Here is a 21498-nt window from a genome sequence, read left to right as displayed (position 1 = left end):
AGTGTAACGATACATGTTAGGTAGTTTAGTGACTCACTTTACGTCATCGAGAAAATTATCGGCAATAAACTTGGCTCTAAGTGGATCGCCTGGCATTAACACTGTTTCTGCGAAATCACCTGGTTGAGCTTCAATATGAGGGGTTGGCATAAGAGTTATCCTTTTAATGTTTAAGTTTAATACCCATTCCACTAAATTATTGTTCACTTGTACTGGTTAAAATTCACCAAAGCGGCGTTGCTCTGATTTGTTTTTCCTAGGTACAACTTGCTTACAAACTTAATGAAAACGGTATAACTCAGTAAGTTTCTAGCCAGAATAGAATCATTCATGCTGCTATCAAGGATTTTTTACTGATAAAGTTGATGTTATTTTTGTTTTTTGTACTGATTTAACGCTACCGTAAAGTGCTTATTTAGCAATAAACAAGGTACGATTAATAATAATGCTAAGTTAACAATCCTTCAAGTAGCCAATGTTGTTCTAAGTTACTTAAGTTGTCAGTCAGCACTATTACTTATTTGCTTTTATTCCTTAGGACTTTGTTTAATATCTATAAGAGCTTTCTTTTCTTCTGCTGATAAGAAGCTCATTTGCACCGCATTACGCTGTAACTGACTTATTTGCTCAGCATCAAGTCCTAGTACTTTACTTGCCACTTCAAATTCACCGCCAAGCTCAATATTTTCAACCGCAGGGTCATCAGTATTCAAACAAACCATAAGGTCGTTTGCTAAAAAGGTTTTTACTGGATGTGTTGCCAAGTCTTTGATGGTACCAGTTTGATAATTTGACGTTAGACAGGATTCAATACTAATTTGATGATCGCGCATATAATCCATTAACTTTTGATCATTAACACAAGCGACACCATGACCAATACGTGTTGCGCCTAACTTTTCAATAGCGTGCCAAACACTTTCAGGTCCCGCTGCTTCTCCAGCATGTACACTGACATTCAAGCCAGCATCTCTTACTTGCTTGAAATGGTTTTCAAACAGTGTTCCTGGAAAGTTGTACTCGTCACCGGCTAGATCGACCGCAACTAAATCATCTTTATAAGCGAGTAGGCCATTGAGTTCACTTTGACAATGTTCAACACCAAAGGTACGGCTTAAGATGCCGATTAGATTTATTTTGGTATTAAATTTTTCTCTGCCTTGGTTTACCCCGGCAATAATCGCTTCAACCACACCTTCTATTGGTAGCTTGTGTGTCATGGCGATGTAATAAGGCGAAAATCGTAATTCGGCATAATCAATGTTAGCGTTGTAAACATCTTCAACATTCTCAAAACCAATGCGGACAACGTCATCAAGAGATTTTAATACACCAACCCCCCAATCAAGTTTTTTCAAAAAGGCAAGTAAGTCAGCTTCACTGTCAGTGATTTGCACGTGAGGAAGAAACGACTCGAAGTTATTCTCAGGTAGTTTGATATTGTTCTTCTGTGCTAGCTGCCAAATGGTCTTTGGGCGGATATTGCCGTCTAAGTGGCGATGTATATCAACGAGGGGAAGTTGCTTGTTAAACATGATAAAAAGTCCTGACTGTGAAAACTGAGTTGGTAAATCATTTACATAATTATTTATATTAGCTATTCGCATTAACTTGCTACATTAATTATAAAGGTTACCAACTCGTTATTTTTGTTAATTATAGAGCCCATTCATTAGATAATCGATGAGAAAATTTAAATGCTAAGCTTTACCGAAATAGGGCAGTGATCGCTTAAGTTTTGTGATAACTCTTTAGTGTACTTTGGCTTGAAAACCAGTTGCTCAAATGAAGCATCAATATATGACTTTTTCGCTTTGGGGCTAAAAAGAATATGATCTATGTAATCTTTATAATAGCCGCCCCAACAATCAGAGTTAATTGTCGTTGTTGGTGTCCACAGCGAAGTTTGACCTGCACCATTTAATGCTTGCCATAAGCCTTTATTCTCAGAGTACTTTAAGGCAATGTCTTGAGAGAAGCGACGGTTGAAATCGCCTAAGACAATATAAGCAGCATCCTGTGCAGCGTGTAAATCAAGCCATTTTTCTAACGGTGCTATTTGTCGACTAAGTTTTTCACAGGCTTCCTTACGTCTAACTTCTTTATCAGAGGTACTTGGCATGGCATTGATACTGTTGCTATCTAATGGGTCGGTGAAACAGCCCGATTTTAGATGTACCGCCAGTAAATGCAAAGTTTTACCATTTCTGGTTAAGGTAACATCCATACCATGTCGTACTTTGCCAACATCGAGTGCTTTATATTCCTTGGCTTCAACGGTAAAACCTTGTGATTTTTTAACAGCTACACCAACACGTTGTACCCAATCTTTAGTAGAAAAGTAATAATCATAGTCATCGCCAAACACTTTGCGCGCCCAGTACTCGCTTTCAACTTCCTGCAGGGCAATAACATCAGCATCAAGTTGCTTGGCATAATTTGCTAGTTGTTGGTAATCAGCTTCACTACGTTGGTTATACTCATGAGAGCCTAACCAAGCGATGTTCCATGAGGCAACTTTGATCTCATTAGCTTGAGCTATAAAACTGCTACATAGAGCAAAGATCAGTGTTAGTGTGGTAAAGGTCGAATTTCTCATCAAAACTTTCATTAGAACATCTCTTGTGAATTTAGTGCTTAATTTTTACTCAGCCGTGCTGTATCTAATACTAAGCAGCCACTATGTTTTTTTTCTCTTCGGTATTCGCAACTAGGCTGTATCTCAATATCAAAATAAACAGATAAGCTTTATTAAGTAAAATTATCAGCCTGTCTTTTATCTAACCATTCGGTCAGGAATCGTTGTTAAATGCAAGGTTACACTAGTTCTACGTTAACAAACAACCAAATACTATTTCAAAAGTAGATTAGTTATTACAACCAATATTTGGCAGGTTAGGATTAATCAGGCCGTTTACTATAAATGGTTGTTCAGATGATGCTTTATTAAAGCTAACCTTGGTCGCATCTAAATACTGAAAGTCTCCAGCAGCATTTAAATGCCAAAGGTTATGGTCTAATTTTTCAAAACAAAATTCTCCGGTATCACCGTGGGCAATTAATACCGGCTTATTGATTCGTTTGGCTAACTGTTCAAAAGCTTGCCGATAGACAGAAAAAGCATCACATGTCTTTAACGATGTACTGTCACAGACACCACTTTGTAATACTTTTTGTTGATAAATATCTGCTTGAAAGCCGATGATTACGGCATCAAATTTATTTGCTTGCGCTGCAATGTTTTTCAGCCAAGCAAGGTTAGCTTTGTCTCGCTTATTCACGGCTTTGATGGCACTTTCTTGATCAGACATACCAATATGAACACGACCGTTACTGGTGCCAACGAGGTGAAGTGTACTGATTGCTAAGCGGTCATTAATCCAAAGCTTGTTTTCTATTTGTGTTGCTTGGCTCGTAATCGAGCTTAAATTATTGGTTAATAGTGGCGGTGTTTTAAACATTAATTTGATTAAAAAATCGAGTCTTTCTAACTCATTAAAGCTGTAAGGTAACGTAGTACGATCACAATCAGTCCAATCATTGTCGCCAGGTGTGTAGATAATTCTACCGGGATAGGTTTGCGCTAATAGTGCTTTATGTTCGTTTAATAAGGCGTCAGTGCATGACTTGCCACCACTTTTAAAATCACCAAGGTGCATCACTACACTGGGATTTGTTTCTTTGATCAGACGATATAATATGCCATTAGGGCCTTGCAACATCAGCTTCTCTTTATCGCTGTATGGCGTGTCGGCCAGCACAACCACTGTTTGTGCCCATAGTATTGAGCTAACCGTGGATAAATATAAAAAAGCGAGGAAGTAACAGGTTTTTCGCCATAAATTAAGACTGATAATCATCAATAGTCCTTTCAATATACCAAGAAGAAAAGTTAAGCTAGCGAATGACGGTAATTTTTGCAAGTTTTCTTTATACTTTAAATGACCATTTGGTCAGGTTTTTGGCTTGAGACTGTTGAACAAAACCGATAAAAGAGTAAAATATATTCATTGGTTTAAAGAGTTATCTTCAAAGAGAATTAAATTATGCAAGTACAAGTTGTCGATTACACAGCGAAAGACGCAGCTGAAAAATTTGTGAAAAGTTTACGTGATACAGGTTTTGGCGTACTTATTAATCACCCAATCAAACAAAGTTTAGTTGAGTCAATTTATAAAAATTGGCAAGAATTTTTCTTAAGTGAAGAGAAGCATTCATTTGCTTTTGATCCAGAGAAGCAAGATGGCTATTTTTCTGCTGAGATATCTGAAACGGCTAAAGGTCATAGTAAAAAAGATATTAAAGAATATTTTCATGTTTATCCTTGGGGCCGTATTCCTGAAGCGCTTAAAGAAGAAATTCTTGAATATTATCGATTAACATCACTGCTGGCAGCTGAGTTACTGGACTGGGTAGAAGTGCACTCTCCAGCTGATGTTGCTGAAAAGTATGCTGAAGCTTTATCTCATATGATTAAAGATACCCCGAATACCTTATTGCGCATATTGCATTACCCACCACTTACCGGTGATGAGGAAGCGGGCGCGGTTAGAGCCGCTGCCCATGAAGATATTAACTTATTAACTATATTACCCGCAGCTAACGAGCCAGGTTTGCAAGTGCAAGGTCAAGATGGCGAATGGATGGATGTACCTTCTGATTTTGGCAATCTAATTATTAATATTGGCGATATGTTACAAGAAGCATCGGGTGGTTATTTTCCATCAACAAGCCATCGCGTAATTAATCCTACAGGTAAGGGCAGTGATAAATCTCGCATTTCTTTGCCTTTATTTTTACATCCACGTAGCGAAGTGGTGTTATCTGAGCAACATACTCAAGCCAGTTATTTACTAGAGCGTTTACGTGAGTTAGGCGTAAAAGTTTAACTTAACCACATTTCTCAGCGGTATAAATGTTTAGCCAATAAGTGTCGCCACTTATTGGCTTTTTTATTTTTGCAATCAACACCAGAGAAGTTTCTATTTTAAGCACTTGTTTTGGGTATATAATCTTTTATAACAATATGTTCGATTGATTTGATGATGAAGATAAAATTAAACTGTGATTTAGGTGAAAGCTTTGGTGCATGGACTATGGGACACGATAGTGAGGTTATGCCTTATATTGACCAAGCCAATATTGCCTGCGGTTTTCATGGCGGTGATCCCTTAGTGATGCAAAAAACATTAGCACTCGCTAAGCAACATCAAGTAGCTATTGGTGCTCATCCAAGCTATCCAGATTTGGTTGGTTTTGGTCGACGTTCAATGGCTTGCTCCTCTGAGGAAATTATTGCTCTTATGCATTATCAAGTCGCAGCTATTGACGGTATGGCAAGCGCACAAGGGTTGTCGATAGATTATGTAAAACCGCATGGTGCACTTTATAACGATATGATGGCTAAAGCTGAAGTATTTACCGCTATCTTAGCGGCGTTAAGTCAATATCCGAAGAAACTAACCTTGATGTTACAAGCTACGCCTGAGTTGGCGGCGTTTAAAGCACAAGCGAATGAATTTGGTATTTCAGTATATGCGGAAGCCTTTGCCGATCGCTGTTACGATGATGACGGCAGGTTATTAGCTCGCAGCCAAGCAGGTGCTGTTTTAACTAAAGTAGCCATGCTAGCGCAAGTTAAGCAGTTAACAGAGCAAGGCACGGTTACTACCTTATCAGGTAAAGTACTTAAGCTTAATGTAGATAGCATCTGTGTTCATGGTGATAATATTGCTGGTGTACAAGCCATTGGCGAAATTAAAACTCTGCTGCGCTAATATTGAAGGTAGCTGATGTCCACACATATAAATGACAATATTAGATTGGAAGCTGCCGGTGAAAATGCTCTGATACTTTACTTTTCTGACAATGGGCAAGCAACGGCAGTTATTACCCCTGAAATCAGCAGCAAGGTTCACCAAGCCGAACAGCTTATTCGTCAACATTTATCAGCAGAAATTGTTGATCTTATCCCATCATATGCCTCTATTTTAGTAGTGTTTAATTTACTTGAAATTGACCACCATCATCTACGCAACAAACTTAAAAAATTATTAAAGCAATGCGACAACAGCAATAGTAGACCGGGTAGGTTAATTGAGCTGCCGGCTTATTATTCACTCGAATCGGGTCTGGATTTGGCGCGTATTGCCAAGCGCGCCAAGCTGAGTGTCGAGCAAGTAATTGCCTTGCATCAAGGTCAAGAATATCGTGTTTATGCCATCGGCTTTGCGCCAGGGTTTGCTTATTTAGGGGAAGTCGATAAGCGCATTGCTATGCCAAGATTAGCTACACCTAGATTAAAAGTCCCAAAAGGCGCTGTCGCTATTGCTGATAGACAAACAGCGGTCTATCCAGCCGAGTCCCCAGGTGGTTGGAATATCATAGCTTTATGTCCACTTGATATGTTTAATGCTCAAGCAGAGCCAATAATGACGGTTGCGGTAGGTGATAGAGTTAAGTTTGTCGCCATTGATAAACAGCAGTATGTGAAGTTAGGCGGTAAGTTACCTTGATGTTTAGGAAGATAGCTAATACTCAATTAAAAATGGTTAAGCGAGTGCAGATGAGTGCTGAAATGAAGGTAATAGCCGTATGACTTATATTTATGACTAAGGTAATAGCTAAAGCGAGTAATAACGAGTTGGGACTTTTAGTCACTAACGCTGGCGTGTTGAGCTTGGTTCAAGACTCAGGCCGATATGGCGCTTTTAATTTAGGGCTAACCAATGGCGGTCCGGCTGACTCGTTAGCCTTTAACTGGGCAAATAGACTTTGTGGTAATGAACTCAATTGCACAGCCATTGAAATTAATTTAGGCGGCTTAGAGTTAACCGCACAAGTTGATTGTGTCATTGCCGTTACTGGTGCCCCCATGCCGCTGACACTCAATGGTCAGCAAAGATTACTGTGGCAAAGTTTTTCTGTTAAAGCAGGGGATACTATAAAATTAGCTTATGCCCCCGTTGGTGTACGTTGTTATTTAGCGGTAGCGGGTGGCTTTGTTATTAAAGCCAGCTTTGGCAGTACAGCTACAGTATGTCGAGAGTCAGTAGGTGGCTTAAATGGCGATAAACTCGCCGTCAATGATGTCTTACCCTGCCACATCATGTTGAGAGATGACAATAAGCTCAAACAGCTAATGTTAGCTGAGCATCAGCAACCACACTATACCAATGAGGTGGTGTTACACACAATATTAAGTTATCAGCAGCGGTATTTCTCGGCGATAGAGAAAAAACTGTTCTTTGCTAATGAGTATCAAGTCAGTAAACACTGGGACCGTATGGGTTATCGTTTGCAGGGGCGAGCGGTAAAGGCAGATATTAAGGGGATTTTATCCGAAGGGATTTGTTATGGCGCGGTACAAATACCGGCAGACGGTCAGCCAATCGTATTACTTAATGACAGGCAAACTATTGGTGGTTATCCTAAAATAGGTGCTGTTATTTCAACAGATTGCGCTAAGCTTGCGCAATTACGTCAAGGTGATCGCGTGCGTTTTGAGCCTATTTCTATGTCAAAAGCCGATAACATCTTTCATCTTAATTTAAGTCGCTTTAACCAAACACAGCTTATTAGTTTGTAGCAAAGAAAATATTAAGCGAAGTATATAGAAAAGGGCTAACTTATTAGGTTTGCCCTTCGTTTTAATATTAATTGCCAATGTAAGTTTAATCAGCAAGTGGTGACACATAACCGTCGGGTTTAAGTGCCAGTACATCACAATTTAGCTGGTCAATGACATGCTCTGCCGTATTCCCTATCAGCGCTGCGGAAATTCCCGTGCGACCAACAGTGCCTAAAATAACTAATTCGGCATCAATTTTTAAGGCTACTTGCTCAATAACTGTTTCCGGTAACCCTTCTTCAACATGAGTGTTAGTTAAAGGAATATCAAAGCTATTAGCGTGCTGGCTCATTGCCTCTTTATGGTGTGTTTGCATGGCATTATTGTATTCGCTGGCATCAAACTCTGGGATTTCAATAGCAATATTTACTGGGGTACCAGGGTAAGAGTTAACTAAGTGCACATTAGCGGTAATTAACTGAGCAATATTTTTTGCTTGTTTGGTAATAGTATTGTTTAAAGATAAGTGTTCAGTCTCATCACTACCAACGTTGAGCGCTGCTAATATATTACCTTGCTGCGGCCATTCATGCTCTTTAACCAGTAATACCGGACAAGGACACTTTCTCAAAATATGCCAATCGGTAGGGGTAAAGATTACCGATTTGAATTTATCATGTTGATGTGTACCTTTCATGACAAGATCATAGTTATGTTCAATGACTTGCTGAATGATGGCTTCAAAAGGGCGGTTATGCCAAACCACTTGGCTGGTGATGTCTATTTGGCTATTCGTGGCTGAGATAACATCATCTAGCCAAAGTTGTTTTTCTTTAATAACCATTTGGCGCATGGTATCGCGCTCGCCACTGGATAAAATAGTGGTCATCTCATAAGAGAAATCAAAAATGCTAAAAAAAGCAGTTATTTTTATCTGCTGTTCAGGCTGAGCTGTATTAATTCTTGAGGCAAGCTCAATGGCTCTTTTAAGGGCTTTTTGGTCTTCTGTTGTCGGATCAATCACAACAAGGATATTTTGATACATGTCCATGGCAACCTCTGGCAAGCTAAATAGTAAAGTTTAATTGCGTTACGTTATTTATAGCAAAGTTGACAAGTTAATGCTTGTTTTAAATCAAGATTAGTTAAGCTTAGTTTTGCTATGGCTTAATTATTTCTTAATCAAAATAAACCATAGCAAGGAGATAGGTGAAGAGTTATAGCGCAGCGGTTTCGCAAAGTTTGTCGTTATCTAGTATTACAATTAATTTACCATCGACTTTGATTAAGCCACTTTTATGAAAGCGATTTAATAAACGGCTAATAGTTTCAACGGTTAAACCAATATAATTACCAATGTCACTGCGGGTCATGGTTAAGCGAAACTCTGACGCAGATAAACCACGGGCATGATAACGCTCACTTAAGCTGACGATAAAAGTAGCGACACGTTGTTCAGCATTCTTTCTATTTAGTAGGGTAAGCATTTCCTGATCGGTTTTAATTTCGTTACTCATCAAACGTAATACCTGCTTTTTAAGCTTAGGCATAGTATTAGATAATTCATCTAAGTTTGCATAAGGGATCTCACAAACCATCGAGGTTTCTAGTGCTTGGGCAAAACTAGGGTGAGAGTTTTCAGCAATGGCATCAAAACCAAGTAAATCGCCAGCTAAATGAAAGCCAGTAATTTGTTCTTCGCCATGTTGATTAACGGTAAACGTTTTAAATGTGCCTGAGCGTATCGCATATAAAGCATGTAATTCTTGACCATCATGAAAAATTTTATCGCCTTTATGAATAGGGCGCTTACGGTCAATTATATTATCAAGGGTATCAAGTTCTTTATCATTTAAAGTAAACGGTAAACATAGCTCACTAATACTACAGTTTTGGCAGTTGATATGTTGTGTCGCAGGACAACTTTTATTTTGCATGATATTACTCTTTGATGTAGCTATTTTTACTAACTTTAAGGCAAGTATATGTTATTAGAAGATTAGTTGAAATGCAACAGTAAAACTATATATACCATAGCCGATAAGAGAGATAGCCATGGCCTTTCGAAAGGCTAAATTAACCAGTAGTTTTTTTATACTACCGATACCAAGTGATAATGCGATTAAGGCCGGTAAAGTCCCTAAACCGAAAAAAAGCATGATATTGGCGCCGGTTAAGCTACTGCCACTAGCAAGTGCCCAGGTGAGGGTTGAATATACCAAGCCACAAGGTAACCAGCCCCATAAAGCACCTAAAGCAAGGGCTTTTTTGCGATTATCAACAGGAATAACATGTTTAGCCATTGGCGATAAATAACCCCATAAACCTTTACCTAGTGCTTCAATGCGGTTGAGCCATAAAAGCCATTTTCCAATATATAAACCCAGTAAAATGAGAAATAAGGCAGCAACCAAACGTAAACCGGCGATAGGTATACCAATGTTTTTAGCGGCAATTGAGCCTGTGAAACCGACGATTGCGCCAATTAAACAATAACTAGCAATACGCCCAATATGGTAAAAAAAGACTAAGTTCAAGCGAAAGGCATAGGGTGAGCAGCTTGGCTGTGATGAAGTTACATTAACCGGGATATCGCCTTGGTCGCTGGCTTTAGCCGTGTGCAGATTTGCAGGCTTATCAATAGCTGAAGTGAGCATAGTGGTAATGCCACCACACATGGCTAAACAGTGACCTGAGCCGAGTAAGCCGATGATAAAAGCGGAAAACAGATCTAAGCTCATTGTTTACTTGAGGTTTCCGGTTGTTTTGTACTGTTTTCTATTTCACCCTCTTGCTTTTCTTTGCTGATGTTATTTACTGGTTCATCATCGAAAAGAATACTCATGCCTTGCTTCTCAAGGTCATCAAATTGTTCAGCTTTCACTGCCCAGAGAAGCAGGTATATCGCTAATGCGGTTAATAAAGCAGCGACAGGAATTAATATATACATAATGCTCATATTTTACTCACTAATACTACATTGATAACTAAGTGGACTGGTTAGCTCCGCTGATGATTTTATTCTTTAAGCAAGCGTAGTGAATTACTAATCACTAAAATCGAGCTAGCTGACATGCCAATTACTGCCATATAAGGTGTTATATAACCTGTCACAGCTAGGGGTAATACAATAGCATTATATCCAAAGGCCCATAAGTAATTTTGGATGACTATTCGACGCGTTCGGCGAGATACTTCTATCAAGATATTGATGTTGCTTAGTTTATTATTAAGCAATATGGCATCTGCGCCACTTTTAGTAATATCTGCACCACAGCCCATGGCAATAGATACATGTGCTGCACCAAATACCGGCGAGTCGTTAACACCATCCCCGATCATGGCGACTTTGAAACCTTGCTCTTGGGCAGATTTAATTTGCTGCATTTTATCTTGGGCAGTCAAACCACCCAACACGGTATTAATGGGCAGGGTTAGTGCTAAATTGTCACACGCAATTTGACTATCACCCGATAACAATAAGGTTTTGCTTTGCTTATTTAGACTAGATATTGTTTCAAAGGCTTGTTCACGAATTTTATCAACTAAGTAAAAGGCCGCAATAATTTGCTTATTAGCCATCAACAGACAGCTGGTACCTGATAAAGGCTTAGCCTGGCTATGTTCGAGTTGAGCACTTTCTTTCAACCAAGACAATTTACCAATGGCATAATTTATTTTATCAATAGTACCGCTAACACCTTGGCCGGAGTGAACTTTCACTTGTTTTGCCGTTAGGCTGTAATCTCTATGCTCGGTAAAAGGCTTGGCAATAGGGTGTTCTGAGTAAGCTTCTAATGCAGCAGCAATGACGAGTACTTGTTCTTGGCTATAGTTTGAGTCGTTATCGATTAACTCAACCTTATCAATGGTAAATTCACCTGTAGTCAAGGTGCCTGTTTTATCAAAAGCAAAGCAATTTATTTTCGGCATGGTTTCCATAACATGGCCGCCTTTAACCATAATGCCAGCACGATTTAACCGTGTGGTTGCACACGTTAAGGCAGTAGGTGTTGCTAAAGAAAGTGCACAAGGGCAGGTGGCAACTAAAACGGAAAGGGTAATCCAAAATGCTTCTTCTGGCATATGTTGCTGCCAATAAATCGCCGTAGCAATAGAGGTTAATAGAATAAGGGCAACAAAGTACTGAGCTATTTTATCCGATAACTGGGCTATCTTTGGTTTGTGCGCTTGTGCTTCCTCACTTAAACGAATTAGTTGGCTTAAAAATGATTGGTTAGTCGCTTGTTTCACTTGTACGGTAATATTGCCGTCACCGTTTAGTGTGCCAGCGAAAACACTGTCATTGATTGTTTTACTGATAGGTAATTGCTCGCCTGAGAGCATAGCCTCATTTAATTGACTATCACCTGAGGTAATAACACCATCAGCAGGGACTACTTCTCCAGGCTTTATAATCACGATATCGCCTTTAATCAACTGTTTTGCTGCGACCAATACTTCTTTGCTTTGCGTGTCTACATTATTGCTTACAGTGATGACTTTGGTCGCCGTCATTGGCATTAATTTTAATAAGTTAGCAGAGACTTGCGCGGCACGCGAACGGGCTCTAAATTCTAAGAATTTACCGATAAGCAGCAGAAAGGTGAACATGGCAACAGACTCAAAGTACACTTCCCCTTGCTGGGTAATTGTTGCCCAAGCGCTGGCGGTAAAGGCTAAAATAATGGCAATGGAGACAGGTACATCCATGGATAAACGCTTTGCTTTAAGGGCTTTTATTGCCCCGGTGTAAAAGGGCAATGCACCATAACAAATAATAGGCGTTGCCAAGATAAAGCTGACCCAGCGTAAATAGACTTTATTGTGTTCAGCCATATCAGTAAAGGCACCAAAATAAAGGCCGAAAGCTATCATCATGATTTGCATCAATAAAATACCGCTAATGCCTAAACGTTTGACAAAAGCTTTACTTTGTTTTTTGTTGTTTAATTCTGCATCATTGGCTTTAAAGGGCAGTGCTTGATAGCCAATGTTTTCGATAGCTAATAAAATAGCACTTAATTTTATCGCACTATCTCGCCATTTAACCGTTGCTCTTTGGCTAGTGGCATTAACGTTAATACTGAGTAAACCGGTTAATGTCCCTAGCTTCATCTCGATAAGCCAAGCACAGGCAGCACAACTTATACCATCAATACTTAATATCGCCTCTTTATTCTCTTTATCTTGACTATCACCTTGAAAAACAAACTCACTTTGTAATACGGCTTCATCAAGTAATTTATGCTTTTGCAATTGTTCAGGCACTAAAGGTTGGCTTTTATGCGCAGGTTCAGTTCTTACGGCATAATATTGCGTTAAGCCATTATCGACAATGGTTTGAGCTACCGCTTGGCAACCAACACAACACATTATTTGTGGTTCGTGATTAATGGTAACAAACAGGTTAATACCTGAGGGGATTGCTTCATCGCAGTGAAAACATTTGCTAGTCATGGCTTACTTTCTTAAGATCTGGGAATAAATAGTGAGCGATAACGTGCTCACTATAATAATTCAATGTCGATATGTATAGAGGAGTCTAACTCGTTGAGGCTTTACTGGGCTTTAATCGGGTTTGGAATTAAATCGATAAAATCACTTTGTGGCAAAGTAATGGTGTCTTGAATTTTCCAATGACCTTCAAAAGGACTTATTGTCAGCTTCCATTTTCCGCTAACCTCTTGCTCAAAGTGGTGTCTGAAATGGCCATTGCCATCAGGCGTCAATGCTAGATAAAAGTCTCTCTCTTCAAGAGTAGGGTGAAAAAAATTAACATTGATTAAAGGAAAGGTTTTTTCAATACCCGTTGGTTTGATTATTAATTCATTCCCCTTTAACTGAAGCGCAAAGCGCATTCCCAGTTTTTGTGCCATTTTTACTTTACCGACCTGTAAATTAATAGCTTTGCCTTTTTTATAATAATCGCCTACCACTAAGGTGTCAGCATCAGTATTAGCAATAATGTAAGTAGCAATACCTGCTACAACAGCAGTAAAAGGAAGGATAAAAACTAACCAAGCCCAAGGCTCGCGGTACCAAGAGGTTTTCATAAAGTAGCTTATTTTTGACAGTAGAATATGGGGCGACATTATACCTTTTTTCTCAACTGTCAGCTAGTTTTCTACTTATACCAAGCGGAATAATTTATTATTCACTTAGCGAGAACTAAAAGGCTTAGAGGCAAGGCATTGATTGAATGGTCATTCAGGAGAATAAGCTCCTGCATTATCTATTAAGCAACATCCCTGTAGCGTCCTTGTCAAAATTAATAACGCGGTATGTAAGCCTTTTAAACTCGCCCTTTGGGAGCTCATTAGCAAACTGATAACATCACAAAAGGAATGAAATATAGACTAACTATGTTTAACTCTTTTTGCTTGTTTTAAGCTCGCTAATGTAGCTCTAAGCTGACCAATATATTAATCCGCTTGGTATTATTAAAAGACATAAAAAACCCTTGGTTACAATGTGTAACCAAGGGTTTATGTTCAGGATGAACGGTACTTCGCGATCACATGATGCTACACGGATGTAGCTTACTAGACAATGCAGGATGCACATTGTCATGATGACTGTGAGCTACCGTTCAATATCAGCGATGTGAGTTATTAATCTTGAGAAAGACTATAAACATAAGCACTAATTAGGTGAACCTTTTCTTCACCTAGAATGTCTTTCCATGGCGGCATAACACCAGCACGACCATAACGAATAGACTCTTCAATTACACGTTTTGAACCACCATATAACCAGATGTTATCACTTAAGTTAGGTGCGCCCATGGGTAAACCTAACGCTAAGCTACCTTGACCCTCAGAGCCATGACAACCAGCACACAAGGCAAACTTACCTTTACCTGCTTTCGCTAACACAGGGTCAACAGAACGACCACTTAAGCTGATAACGTAAGCGGCAACTTCTTTAACACCTTGCTCGCCGCCTAATGCGCCTTCCCAAGCCATCATGCCTGATGCTATACGACCATGCATAATAGTTTCTTTAATGGTTTCAGGACTACCACCATATAACCAATCGTTATCGGTTAGGTTAGGGAAGCCTGTTGTACCGCGGGCATCAGAACCATGACATTGAGAACAATTTTGAATAAATAAGCGTTGGCCTACTTTTAATGCTTTCTCATCCGTAGCTAAATCTTCAATACTACGCGCAGCGTAAGCATCGAAAATAGGACCATATTTAGTATCGGCAGCAGCTACTTCGCGGTCATATTGAACTAAAAAGTTAGAGCCTTCAGTTAAAGACGCTGCTGTTTTGGCTTTTGATTCAGCGAGGTTTAGTATACCTTGGTTCGAGCTTTTCCAACCTAAAAGTCCACCCCAGCTACCTAAACCATAAAGTGCAAGATAACCAAATGCCCAAATAATGGTTAACAAGAAAAATGTGCTCCACCATTTTGGTAGTGGATTATTTAATTCTTCTATACCATCGAAGGAGTGCCCCATAGACTCACCTTCTTCAACGCCAGTGTGGTCATTTAAACACCAGCGTAGTAATAGAAAGCAACCTACGAGTGAGCCCAGAGTAAGCACCCAAACCCATATATTCCAGAAGCTAGACATTATTAGTCTCCTGCTTGTTGTTTGTATCAATATGGCTTTGTTTTGTTTGCTTGTTTAGTTCATCTTCTTCAAAAATAGAGTTAGCAATATCATCAAATGCAGCACTCCGTTTTTTTGAATAAGACCACATGACAATAATAACAAACAAGGCCAATATAAGGAGGGCAACAAGCCCTCTAAGTGTTCCGTAATCCATGATCACTCCGGTTACTTCAACGCATGGCCAAGGGATTGCAAATAAGCAATCAAGGCATCCATCTCTGTTTTACCCTTGACTGCGTCTTTAGCAGCGGCAAGTGTTTCATCAGAATAAAGCTTAATACGGTTACCATCTTCATCTTTATGGCTACGATTTCTTGTTAACCAATTGAATGTTTCCAGCTTTTTCCTGGTAAGTTCACCGTCGAGGGTGTTTTCAGCTAGCCATTTAAAAGCGGGCATATTAGATTCAGGTACAACCGAGCGAGGGTCCAATAAATGAGCCAGGTGCCAATCGTCACTGTAACGACCACCAACACGGGCTAAATCAGGTCCAGTACGTTTCGAACCCCATAAAAATGGATGTTCCCAAACGTGTTCACCGGCAACACTATAGTGACCGTAACGTTCTGTTTCTGCTCTAAATGGACGGATCATTTGGCTATGACATACGTGACAACCCTCACGAATATAAACGTCACGTCCTTCCATTTGCAGGGCAGTATAAGGTTTTAAATTATCAACCGGTTGGGCCAATTCTTTTTGGAAGAATAACGGCGTAATTTCAACTAAACCACCGATGCTGATCGCAAAGACAGTAAACAAGAAGAACAAGCCAACGTTTTTTTCAACTTTTTCATGTGCATTTTTCATGTCTGTTCTCCTTATTCTGCTTCAATAGGCTTAAGACTTCCGTCTTTCGCATAAATAGTTTTAAACATGTTGTAGGCCATTAATATGAAACCAGCAACGACCAAAATCCCACCGATGAAACGCATAAAATAGAAGGGGTAAGATGCGGTTAAACTCTCAACAAAACTGTACGTTAACGTACCGTCACTGTTTACAGCTCTCCACATTAACCCTTGCATGACACCTGAAATCCACATCGCTACGATATACAGTACAACGCCTGAAGTGTGTAACCAGAAATGTACGTTAATCAGACGAATGCTGAACATACGGCCCTGATTGAATAATACTGGGATTAAATGGTACATAGCACCAATTGATATCATGGCAACCCAACCTAGGGCACCAGAATGAACGTGGCCAATAGTCCAGTCAGTATAATGAGATAGAGCATTTACTGATTTAATTGCCATCATTGGGCCTTCAAAGGTAGACATACCGTAGAAAGATAAAGAAACAATTAAGAAACGTAAAATAGGGTCAGTACGAAGTTTATGCCAAGCACCAGAAAGAGTCATTATACCGTTGATCATACCACCCCATGAAGGCAGGAATAATACGATAGACATGGTCATACCAACGGTCTGTACCCAGTCAGGTAATGCCGTGTAATGTAAGTGATGAGGGCCGGCCCAAATATAAAGAGAGATTAAGGCCCAAAAATGTACAATGGATAAACGATAAGAATAGACTGGGCGCTCTGCTTGTTTAGGCACGAAGTAATACATCATACCTAAGAAACCAGCAGTCAATAAGAAACCAACGGCATTATGTCCATACCACCACTGCATCATGGCATCGATAGCACCAGAATATATAGAGTAGGATTTCATTGCTGAAATAGGTATCGCCATACTGTTACCAATATGCAAAACCGCAATAACGAGAATAAAGGCACCAAAGAACCAGTTGGCAACGTAAATATGCGAAACTTTACGCTTAATTAAGGTACCAAAGAAAACAATGGCATAACAAATCCAAACCACAGCTATGAGAATATCAATTGGCCATTCTAGCTCAGCGTATTCTTTTGTAGAGGTATAACCTAAAGGTAAGGTTATGACTGCGGCTACAATAACTGCTTGCCAGCCCCAGAAGGTAAAAGCCGCTAACTTACCGCCAAACAGTCGTGTTTGGCAGGTACGTTGTACAATGTAATAAGATGAGGCAAATAAAGCACTTGTACCAAAAGCAAAAATTACAGCATTAGTATGAAGTGGACGAAGACGGGAGTAGGTTAACCAAGGTGTATCAAAGTTTAACGCAGGCCAAATTAATTGTCCCGCGATAAGTACACCTACAAGTGTACCAACGATTCCCCAGATTACAGTCATTACAGTAAACTGACGTACAACATCGAAGTTGTAGTCTACTGCTGACGTATTACTTGTGGTCATGTTAAGAATTCCGCAGTGTTATTATTAATCAGAAAGTACTTCTTGCTGTAATATCTAAATGTTAAAAAAGCCTTAGATATAGGACACAAGTTATACTAACTCTGTGTGTTTGCTCATTGAGCCGTGAGATATGACACCCTGCTGTAAGCAGATGTGTCAAAATCCCGGCAATTTTACCCCTTGGGGAGGATATAAATCAACAACTATGCGCGTTTAAATTTGATGTAGATCAACAAAAGATAATTACACCTAAATTATGTGTGGATATTAACTGAACAATAAAAAGACAAAAGTATCTCAATGGGTTAGAAAACATTCAGTGCTGATTACTTTTTATTAATGAACAAAAATTACAATGCACAGCCGTAACCTTATTTATAGACGTTTTTCAGTAAATTAAAAGTGCAAGGCTATTTAGTTGTTAGCTAGATGATTGCTAATGGTTAATTAGCTCTTAGCAAGTTGTTTTAAACTGTCTATGGTCAATAAGGTTGAGGCTAGTGAGTTGTTATTTTAGGTTTTTATAACAGTAGGCTTGAGTTTTTACGACGAAAATCTAAAAAACTGACCATGTTATGCTTTGAAGAATTATCGCAGTCAACATAATAATAAGGAGTATGCCCTCAAAGCGTTCGCTTTACCGTTTCACTAGCCGGGATCATTGGCTTATAGCCGTATTTTGGTTAACTAAGACTAATAGTGGCTAGTTTACTGGCGTTAGTGGATAATAACTACTTTGTCATAAATGGTAGGCTTTAACGTGCTAAAACAACTTCCCCTTGTCGGTTTTTTATTACTCATTAGCGCTTGCAAGCCAGTAAGTGAACAGGACTCAGCTAATACTCTAAAGCCCTTAGTCCCATTGTGTATTGCCAGTCAGAGTCAATGCCAAGTTAATACCAAGCTTGCTAATTTTAGTATTAAATTTTCGCAACAATATTTATCAGATAAGGTTAAAACTGAATTACCTTTTTTCATTGAATTAGTAGAGTTAATCGAATTAACTGAATCACCTCAATCGGAACAAATTACTAAGAAAAACACCACTAACATAACTGCTTATCTAGAAGGTAAGGATATGTTTATGGGCAAGGTGCCGGTTTTTTTTGAACAATCAGGCAAAGATGGTGTTTACTTAGCGCAAAGCTTATTAGCCAGTTGTAGTGATGAACAGATGGTGTGGCGTTTGTGGATTACCGCTGATATATCAGGACAAACTCAAACATTTTTTGTCGATTTTACCAGCCAGCGGTTATAGTTTACTTTACTCTGTAGGGTTTATCTTTTGCATTGATAATGAATATTTTTTAATTTCACTAAAAGCACTAAAAAAAATCATAAGAAAAAAGCGAGCTACATAGCTCGCTTTTTTGAAGATAGACTCTGTCCCGCCCTAAATATTATTGGTAACATCTACCGACAGTTTTAATCTTTGTCCAGGTTGTAAATACTTACTTCTATCAAGGTTATTCCAGCGTTCAATATCACTGATACGGACATTAAACTTATCTGCTATACGAGCAAAAGAGTCACCACGGCGTACCTTATAAGTAATATTACGTATTATGGCATTTTCTACCCTATTACCAGTTTTACTCTTGGCATAGCTAGCGGTATTCTTTTGCCAAATCACGAGTTTTTGACCTAGTTTTAAGGTATCTCTTGGGGCAAAGCCGTTCCACTTAGCAATACTTTTGCCATTGACCTTATATTTACGACCTATGTCCCAAAGGTTATCACCTGATTTTACCGTGTGAGTAACTTTTATACCTTTTCCCGGTCTACTTTGTTTTTTGGCTATGCGTTGCTCTTGCGAAAAAACATAGCTGTCGAGTGACTTCGCTGCTACCGGGATAAGCAAGTGTTTACCCGCACGAATTTGATTACCTTTGATGTTGTTAACTTGCTGGATTAAATCAACACGGGTATTAAATTTATTAGCGATAACACCTAAATTATCACCGCTTTTAATTTTATAACGTTGCCATGCTAAACGGTCGTTTTTACTGAGCTTACTTAAGCCTAGCTGAAATTTTTCTACCGTATGTGTAGGTAACAATAAGCGGTGAGGGCCATCAGGATCGGTTGCCCAACGATTAAAGCCAGGGTTTAAGCGTTGTAGCTCGGCTAATGATAAACCGGCTAAGGTTGCTGCTTTCGCTAAATCAAGTTGTGATTTAATATCGACTAGACTCAAAACACTTTTATTATCAATAGAGTAAAGTGTTAAATTAAAATCTTCAGGGCGCTTTATAATATCGGCTAGTGCTAATAATTTAGGTACATAAGCACGGGTTTCTTTAGGTAAATCTAGTGACCAAAAATCGGTAGGTTTACCTAAGCGTTTATTTTTCCTAACCGCATTTCTTACTCGACCTTCACCTGAATTATAAGCTGCAAGTGCTAACATCCAGTCGCCATCGAAAAATTTATTTAAATATTTAAGGTATTTTATGGCACCTTCGGTTGAGGCAACGATATCTCTTCGGCCGTCATACCACCAGTTTTGCTTCATGCCAAAGCGTTCACCCGTGGCAGGGACAAATTGCCACATGCCTGAAGCGCGACCGTGAGAATAGGCAAAGGGGTCAAAGGCGCTCTCAACTACAGGTAACAACGCCAGTTCAATGGGCATGTCATTTTTTTCTAATTCTTCAACAATATAATAAAGAAATGGCTCAGCGCGTTTAGCGACACGCTTCAGGTAACTTGGATGTTTAGCATACCAATTACGCTGGGCTATAAGGCGCTTTTCTTCTGGAATATCAAAAGTAAGTTGACTTTGAATTCGTGGCCAAATATCATTCTTGGCAAGGGATTCTTTATCTTTTAAAGAGAACTCTACATCAGCAATTGGGTGGGTCACATCAATGCTTTCATCGGCTAATAGCGCTTGATGGATTTCAACGGCATTGGCAGTTTCAATATGCGTGTTAGCACCGGAGTCACTGTCGGCGTTATCACTTTGGGAGAGGCTTTGACAGCCAGCTAAAAGAACTACAGCAGGTAATAATAAATACTTCATGAATAACCAGTAAAATCAGCGGGAAAGAAAAACGATGCAGCAGATTAGCATATTTAACTTGCGGGTGAAAATAAATCCCGTCCAAGCATAGCCGCTAGAAATTATCTTTCCATGCTCTAATGGCAGCAAAAACGTCACTGTCGGAACCTTGTTTTTGGTTTGTGTAGGCTAGTGCTGCATGTTTAATAGTTGGTTCTTGGCAGCGTAAAAAAGGATTGATTTTCCGCTCTAACCCTATATTACTTGGGATGGTTGCTTGGCTTTGTTGACGTTTGAAATTGACCAGTTCTGCATAGTTATGCAGGTCGCAGTTTTCTGGCTCAACGGCTAAAGCAAAGGCTAAGTTTGCTTGGGTATATTCATGCGCACAGTAGATTAGAGTGCTTTTTGGTAAGTTTGCTAACTTAGTCAGTGAACTATGCATTTGCTCAGGTGTGCCTTCAAATAATCGACCACAACCACCCGAGAATAAGGTGTCGCCACAAAACACCATGTCATTGTTATAATATGCAATGTGGCCTTTAGTATGACCAGGAAGGTCGAGTACGTTTAACTGACAATTGAGCTCTGCTAAGGTGACGATATCGTTTTCTTCGAGGGTGACATCAAGCTGAGCAATACGCTCATTAGCGGGGCCATAAACAGTTACTGACCAGGCATTAGCTTTGGCATATTCAAGTAGCTTTGCTATACCGCCAACATGATCGCTATGATGGTGGGTGATCAAAATGGCTGAAAGGGTTAAATTATTTCTTTCTATATAGTCAATACATACTGCTGCATCACCCGGATCAACTAGGGCGATTTGATTATTTTTTTTACTCGCTAGCGCCCAAATGTAATTATCATTAAAGGCATTGATTGCGGTAACCATAGGGTGAGCGTTAGACATAGGAGATTTTACCTTTAGTTCGTTATATACTTAGTTCGTTAAACATTTATTTTGTTGATGAGGTTTAGCATGCGCAGTTTTGCTAGCACCATGATAACAATTACCCTCATTATACGCTTAAAACAATACACCTAAAA

20 protein-coding genes and 1 pseudogene are annotated in these 21498 nt (G+C 39.3%); 5 read left to right on the top strand and 16 right to left on the bottom strand.

The features are described 5' to 3' along the window. Positions 1–36: 36 nt before the first annotated feature. From deoD to HRT50_RS07125, 4 genes and pseudogenes are all read right to left on the bottom strand, one after another. A pseudogene (deoD, locus tag HRT50_RS07140) lies at positions 37–150 on the bottom strand (purine-nucleoside phosphorylase); the annotation flags it as partial. Positions 151–527: 377 nt separating this feature from the next. Continuing rightward, a complete protein-coding gene (gene add, locus HRT50_RS07135) occupies positions 528–1535 on the bottom strand; it encodes an adenosine deaminase (RefSeq protein ID WP_291612820.1) in 1008 nt (335 codons plus the stop codon). Positions 1536–1693: 158 nt separating this feature from the next. After that, complete coding sequence (locus tag HRT50_RS07130; protein ID WP_291612819.1) at positions 1694–2611, bottom strand: endonuclease/exonuclease/phosphatase family protein; 918 nt, start codon at positions 2609–2611, stop codon at positions 1694–1696. 256 nt (positions 2612–2867) lie between these two features. Next, the gene (locus HRT50_RS07125) at positions 2868–3860 is read right to left on the bottom strand and encodes a hypothetical protein (RefSeq protein WP_291612815.1); all 993 of its coding nucleotides are present in this window, start codon (positions 3858–3860) and stop codon (positions 2868–2870) included. A 186-nt stretch (positions 3861–4046) separates the two neighbouring features. Here HRT50_RS07125 and HRT50_RS07120 point away from each other — a divergent pair, with 186 nt between their 5' ends. From HRT50_RS07120 to HRT50_RS07105, 4 genes are all read left to right on the top strand, one after another. Beyond that, the gene (locus tag HRT50_RS07120) at positions 4047–4889 is read left to right on the top strand and encodes a 2OG-Fe(II) oxygenase family protein (RefSeq protein ID WP_291612813.1); all 843 of its coding nucleotides are present in this window, start codon (positions 4047–4049) and stop codon (positions 4887–4889) included. A gap of 162 nt (positions 4890–5051) precedes the next feature. After that, complete coding sequence (locus HRT50_RS07115) at positions 5052–5777, top strand: 5-oxoprolinase subunit PxpA (RefSeq protein ID WP_291612823.1); 726 nt, start codon at positions 5052–5054, stop codon at positions 5775–5777. A 15-nt stretch (positions 5778–5792) separates the two neighbouring features. After that, on the top strand, positions 5793–6515 hold the full coding sequence (pxpB, locus tag HRT50_RS07110) for a 5-oxoprolinase subunit PxpB (protein WP_291612811.1): 723 nt from the start codon (positions 5793–5795) through the stop codon (positions 6513–6515). Between the two features lie 92 nt (positions 6516–6607). Continuing rightward, positions 6608–7588, top strand: a complete 981-nt coding sequence (locus HRT50_RS07105; protein WP_291612809.1) for a biotin-dependent carboxyltransferase family protein — start codon at positions 6608–6610, stop codon at positions 7586–7588. Between the two features lie 85 nt (positions 7589–7673). Here HRT50_RS07105 and uspE read toward each other — a convergent pair whose 3' ends face one another. The 10 genes from uspE to ccoN form a co-directional block, all read right to left on the bottom strand. Then, positions 7674–8621, bottom strand: coding sequence for a universal stress protein UspE (uspE, locus tag HRT50_RS07100; protein ID WP_291612807.1), 948 nt, complete (start codon positions 8619–8621; stop codon positions 7674–7676). 166 nt (positions 8622–8787) lie between these two features. Further along, positions 8788–9507 (bottom strand): FNR family transcription factor, encoded by a 720-nt coding sequence (locus HRT50_RS07095; RefSeq protein ID WP_291612805.1) that lies wholly within the window; start codon positions 9505–9507, stop codon positions 8788–8790. Between the two features lie 54 nt (positions 9508–9561). Further along, positions 9562–10311 (bottom strand): sulfite exporter TauE/SafE family protein, encoded by a 750-nt coding sequence (locus HRT50_RS07090; protein ID WP_291612803.1) that lies wholly within the window; start codon positions 10309–10311, stop codon positions 9562–9564. After that, positions 10308–10529, bottom strand: coding sequence for a cbb3-type cytochrome oxidase assembly protein CcoS (gene ccoS / locus HRT50_RS07085; protein WP_291612802.1), 222 nt, complete (start codon positions 10527–10529; stop codon positions 10308–10310). Before ccoS ends, HRT50_RS07090 begins: the two co-directional genes overlap by 4 nt. A gap of 59 nt (positions 10530–10588) precedes the next feature. Then, positions 10589–13030 carry a heavy metal translocating P-type ATPase gene (locus HRT50_RS07080; RefSeq protein WP_291612801.1) on the bottom strand — a complete coding sequence of 814 codons (2442 nt, stop codon included), beginning with the start codon at positions 13028–13030 and terminating at the stop codon, positions 10589–10591. 101 nt (positions 13031–13131) lie between these two features. Further along, on the bottom strand, positions 13132–13626 hold the full coding sequence (locus HRT50_RS07075) for a FixH family protein (protein WP_291612799.1): 495 nt from the start codon (positions 13624–13626) through the stop codon (positions 13132–13134). Between the two features lie 558 nt (positions 13627–14184). Then, positions 14185–15156 (bottom strand): cytochrome-c oxidase, cbb3-type subunit III, encoded by a 972-nt coding sequence (gene ccoP, locus HRT50_RS07070; protein WP_291612797.1) that lies wholly within the window; start codon positions 15154–15156, stop codon positions 14185–14187. Further along, positions 15149–15352 carry a cbb3-type cytochrome c oxidase subunit 3 gene (locus tag HRT50_RS07065; protein WP_291612795.1) on the bottom strand — a complete coding sequence of 68 codons (204 nt, stop codon included), beginning with the start codon at positions 15350–15352 and terminating at the stop codon, positions 15149–15151. Before HRT50_RS07065 ends, ccoP begins: the two co-directional genes overlap by 8 nt. A gap of 11 nt (positions 15353–15363) precedes the next feature. Further along, positions 15364–16008 carry a cytochrome-c oxidase, cbb3-type subunit II gene (gene ccoO, locus HRT50_RS07060; protein WP_291612793.1) on the bottom strand — a complete coding sequence of 215 codons (645 nt, stop codon included), beginning with the start codon at positions 16006–16008 and terminating at the stop codon, positions 15364–15366. 11 nt (positions 16009–16019) lie between these two features. Further along, positions 16020–17444: a cytochrome-c oxidase, cbb3-type subunit I gene (gene ccoN, locus HRT50_RS07055; RefSeq protein ID WP_291612792.1), complete on the bottom strand. Its 1425-nt coding sequence runs from the start codon at positions 17442–17444 to the stop codon at positions 16020–16022. Positions 17445–18204: 760 nt separating this feature from the next. On the opposite strand from ccoN, the gene HRT50_RS07050 reads away from it, so the two are divergent. Beyond that, entirely contained in the window at positions 18205–18702 is a 498-nt protein-coding gene (locus HRT50_RS07050) for a hypothetical protein (protein ID WP_291612790.1), read from the top strand. A gap of 135 nt (positions 18703–18837) precedes the next feature. Here the strand turns inward: HRT50_RS07050 and HRT50_RS07045 are convergent, their stop codons facing one another. Then, complete coding sequence (locus HRT50_RS07045) at positions 18838–20469, bottom strand: LysM peptidoglycan-binding domain-containing protein (protein WP_291612788.1); 1632 nt, start codon at positions 20467–20469, stop codon at positions 18838–18840. 94 nt (positions 20470–20563) lie between these two features. Further along, entirely contained in the window at positions 20564–21361 is a 798-nt protein-coding gene (gloB, locus tag HRT50_RS07040) for a hydroxyacylglutathione hydrolase (protein WP_291612786.1), read from the bottom strand. Positions 21362–21498 lie beyond the last annotated feature (137 nt).

This window comes from Colwellia sp., from assembly GCF_013215345.1.
Classification (GTDB): Bacteria; Pseudomonadota; Gammaproteobacteria; order Enterobacterales; family Alteromonadaceae; genus Colwellia.
This window is presented reverse-complemented; position numbering and strand designations above follow the sequence as displayed.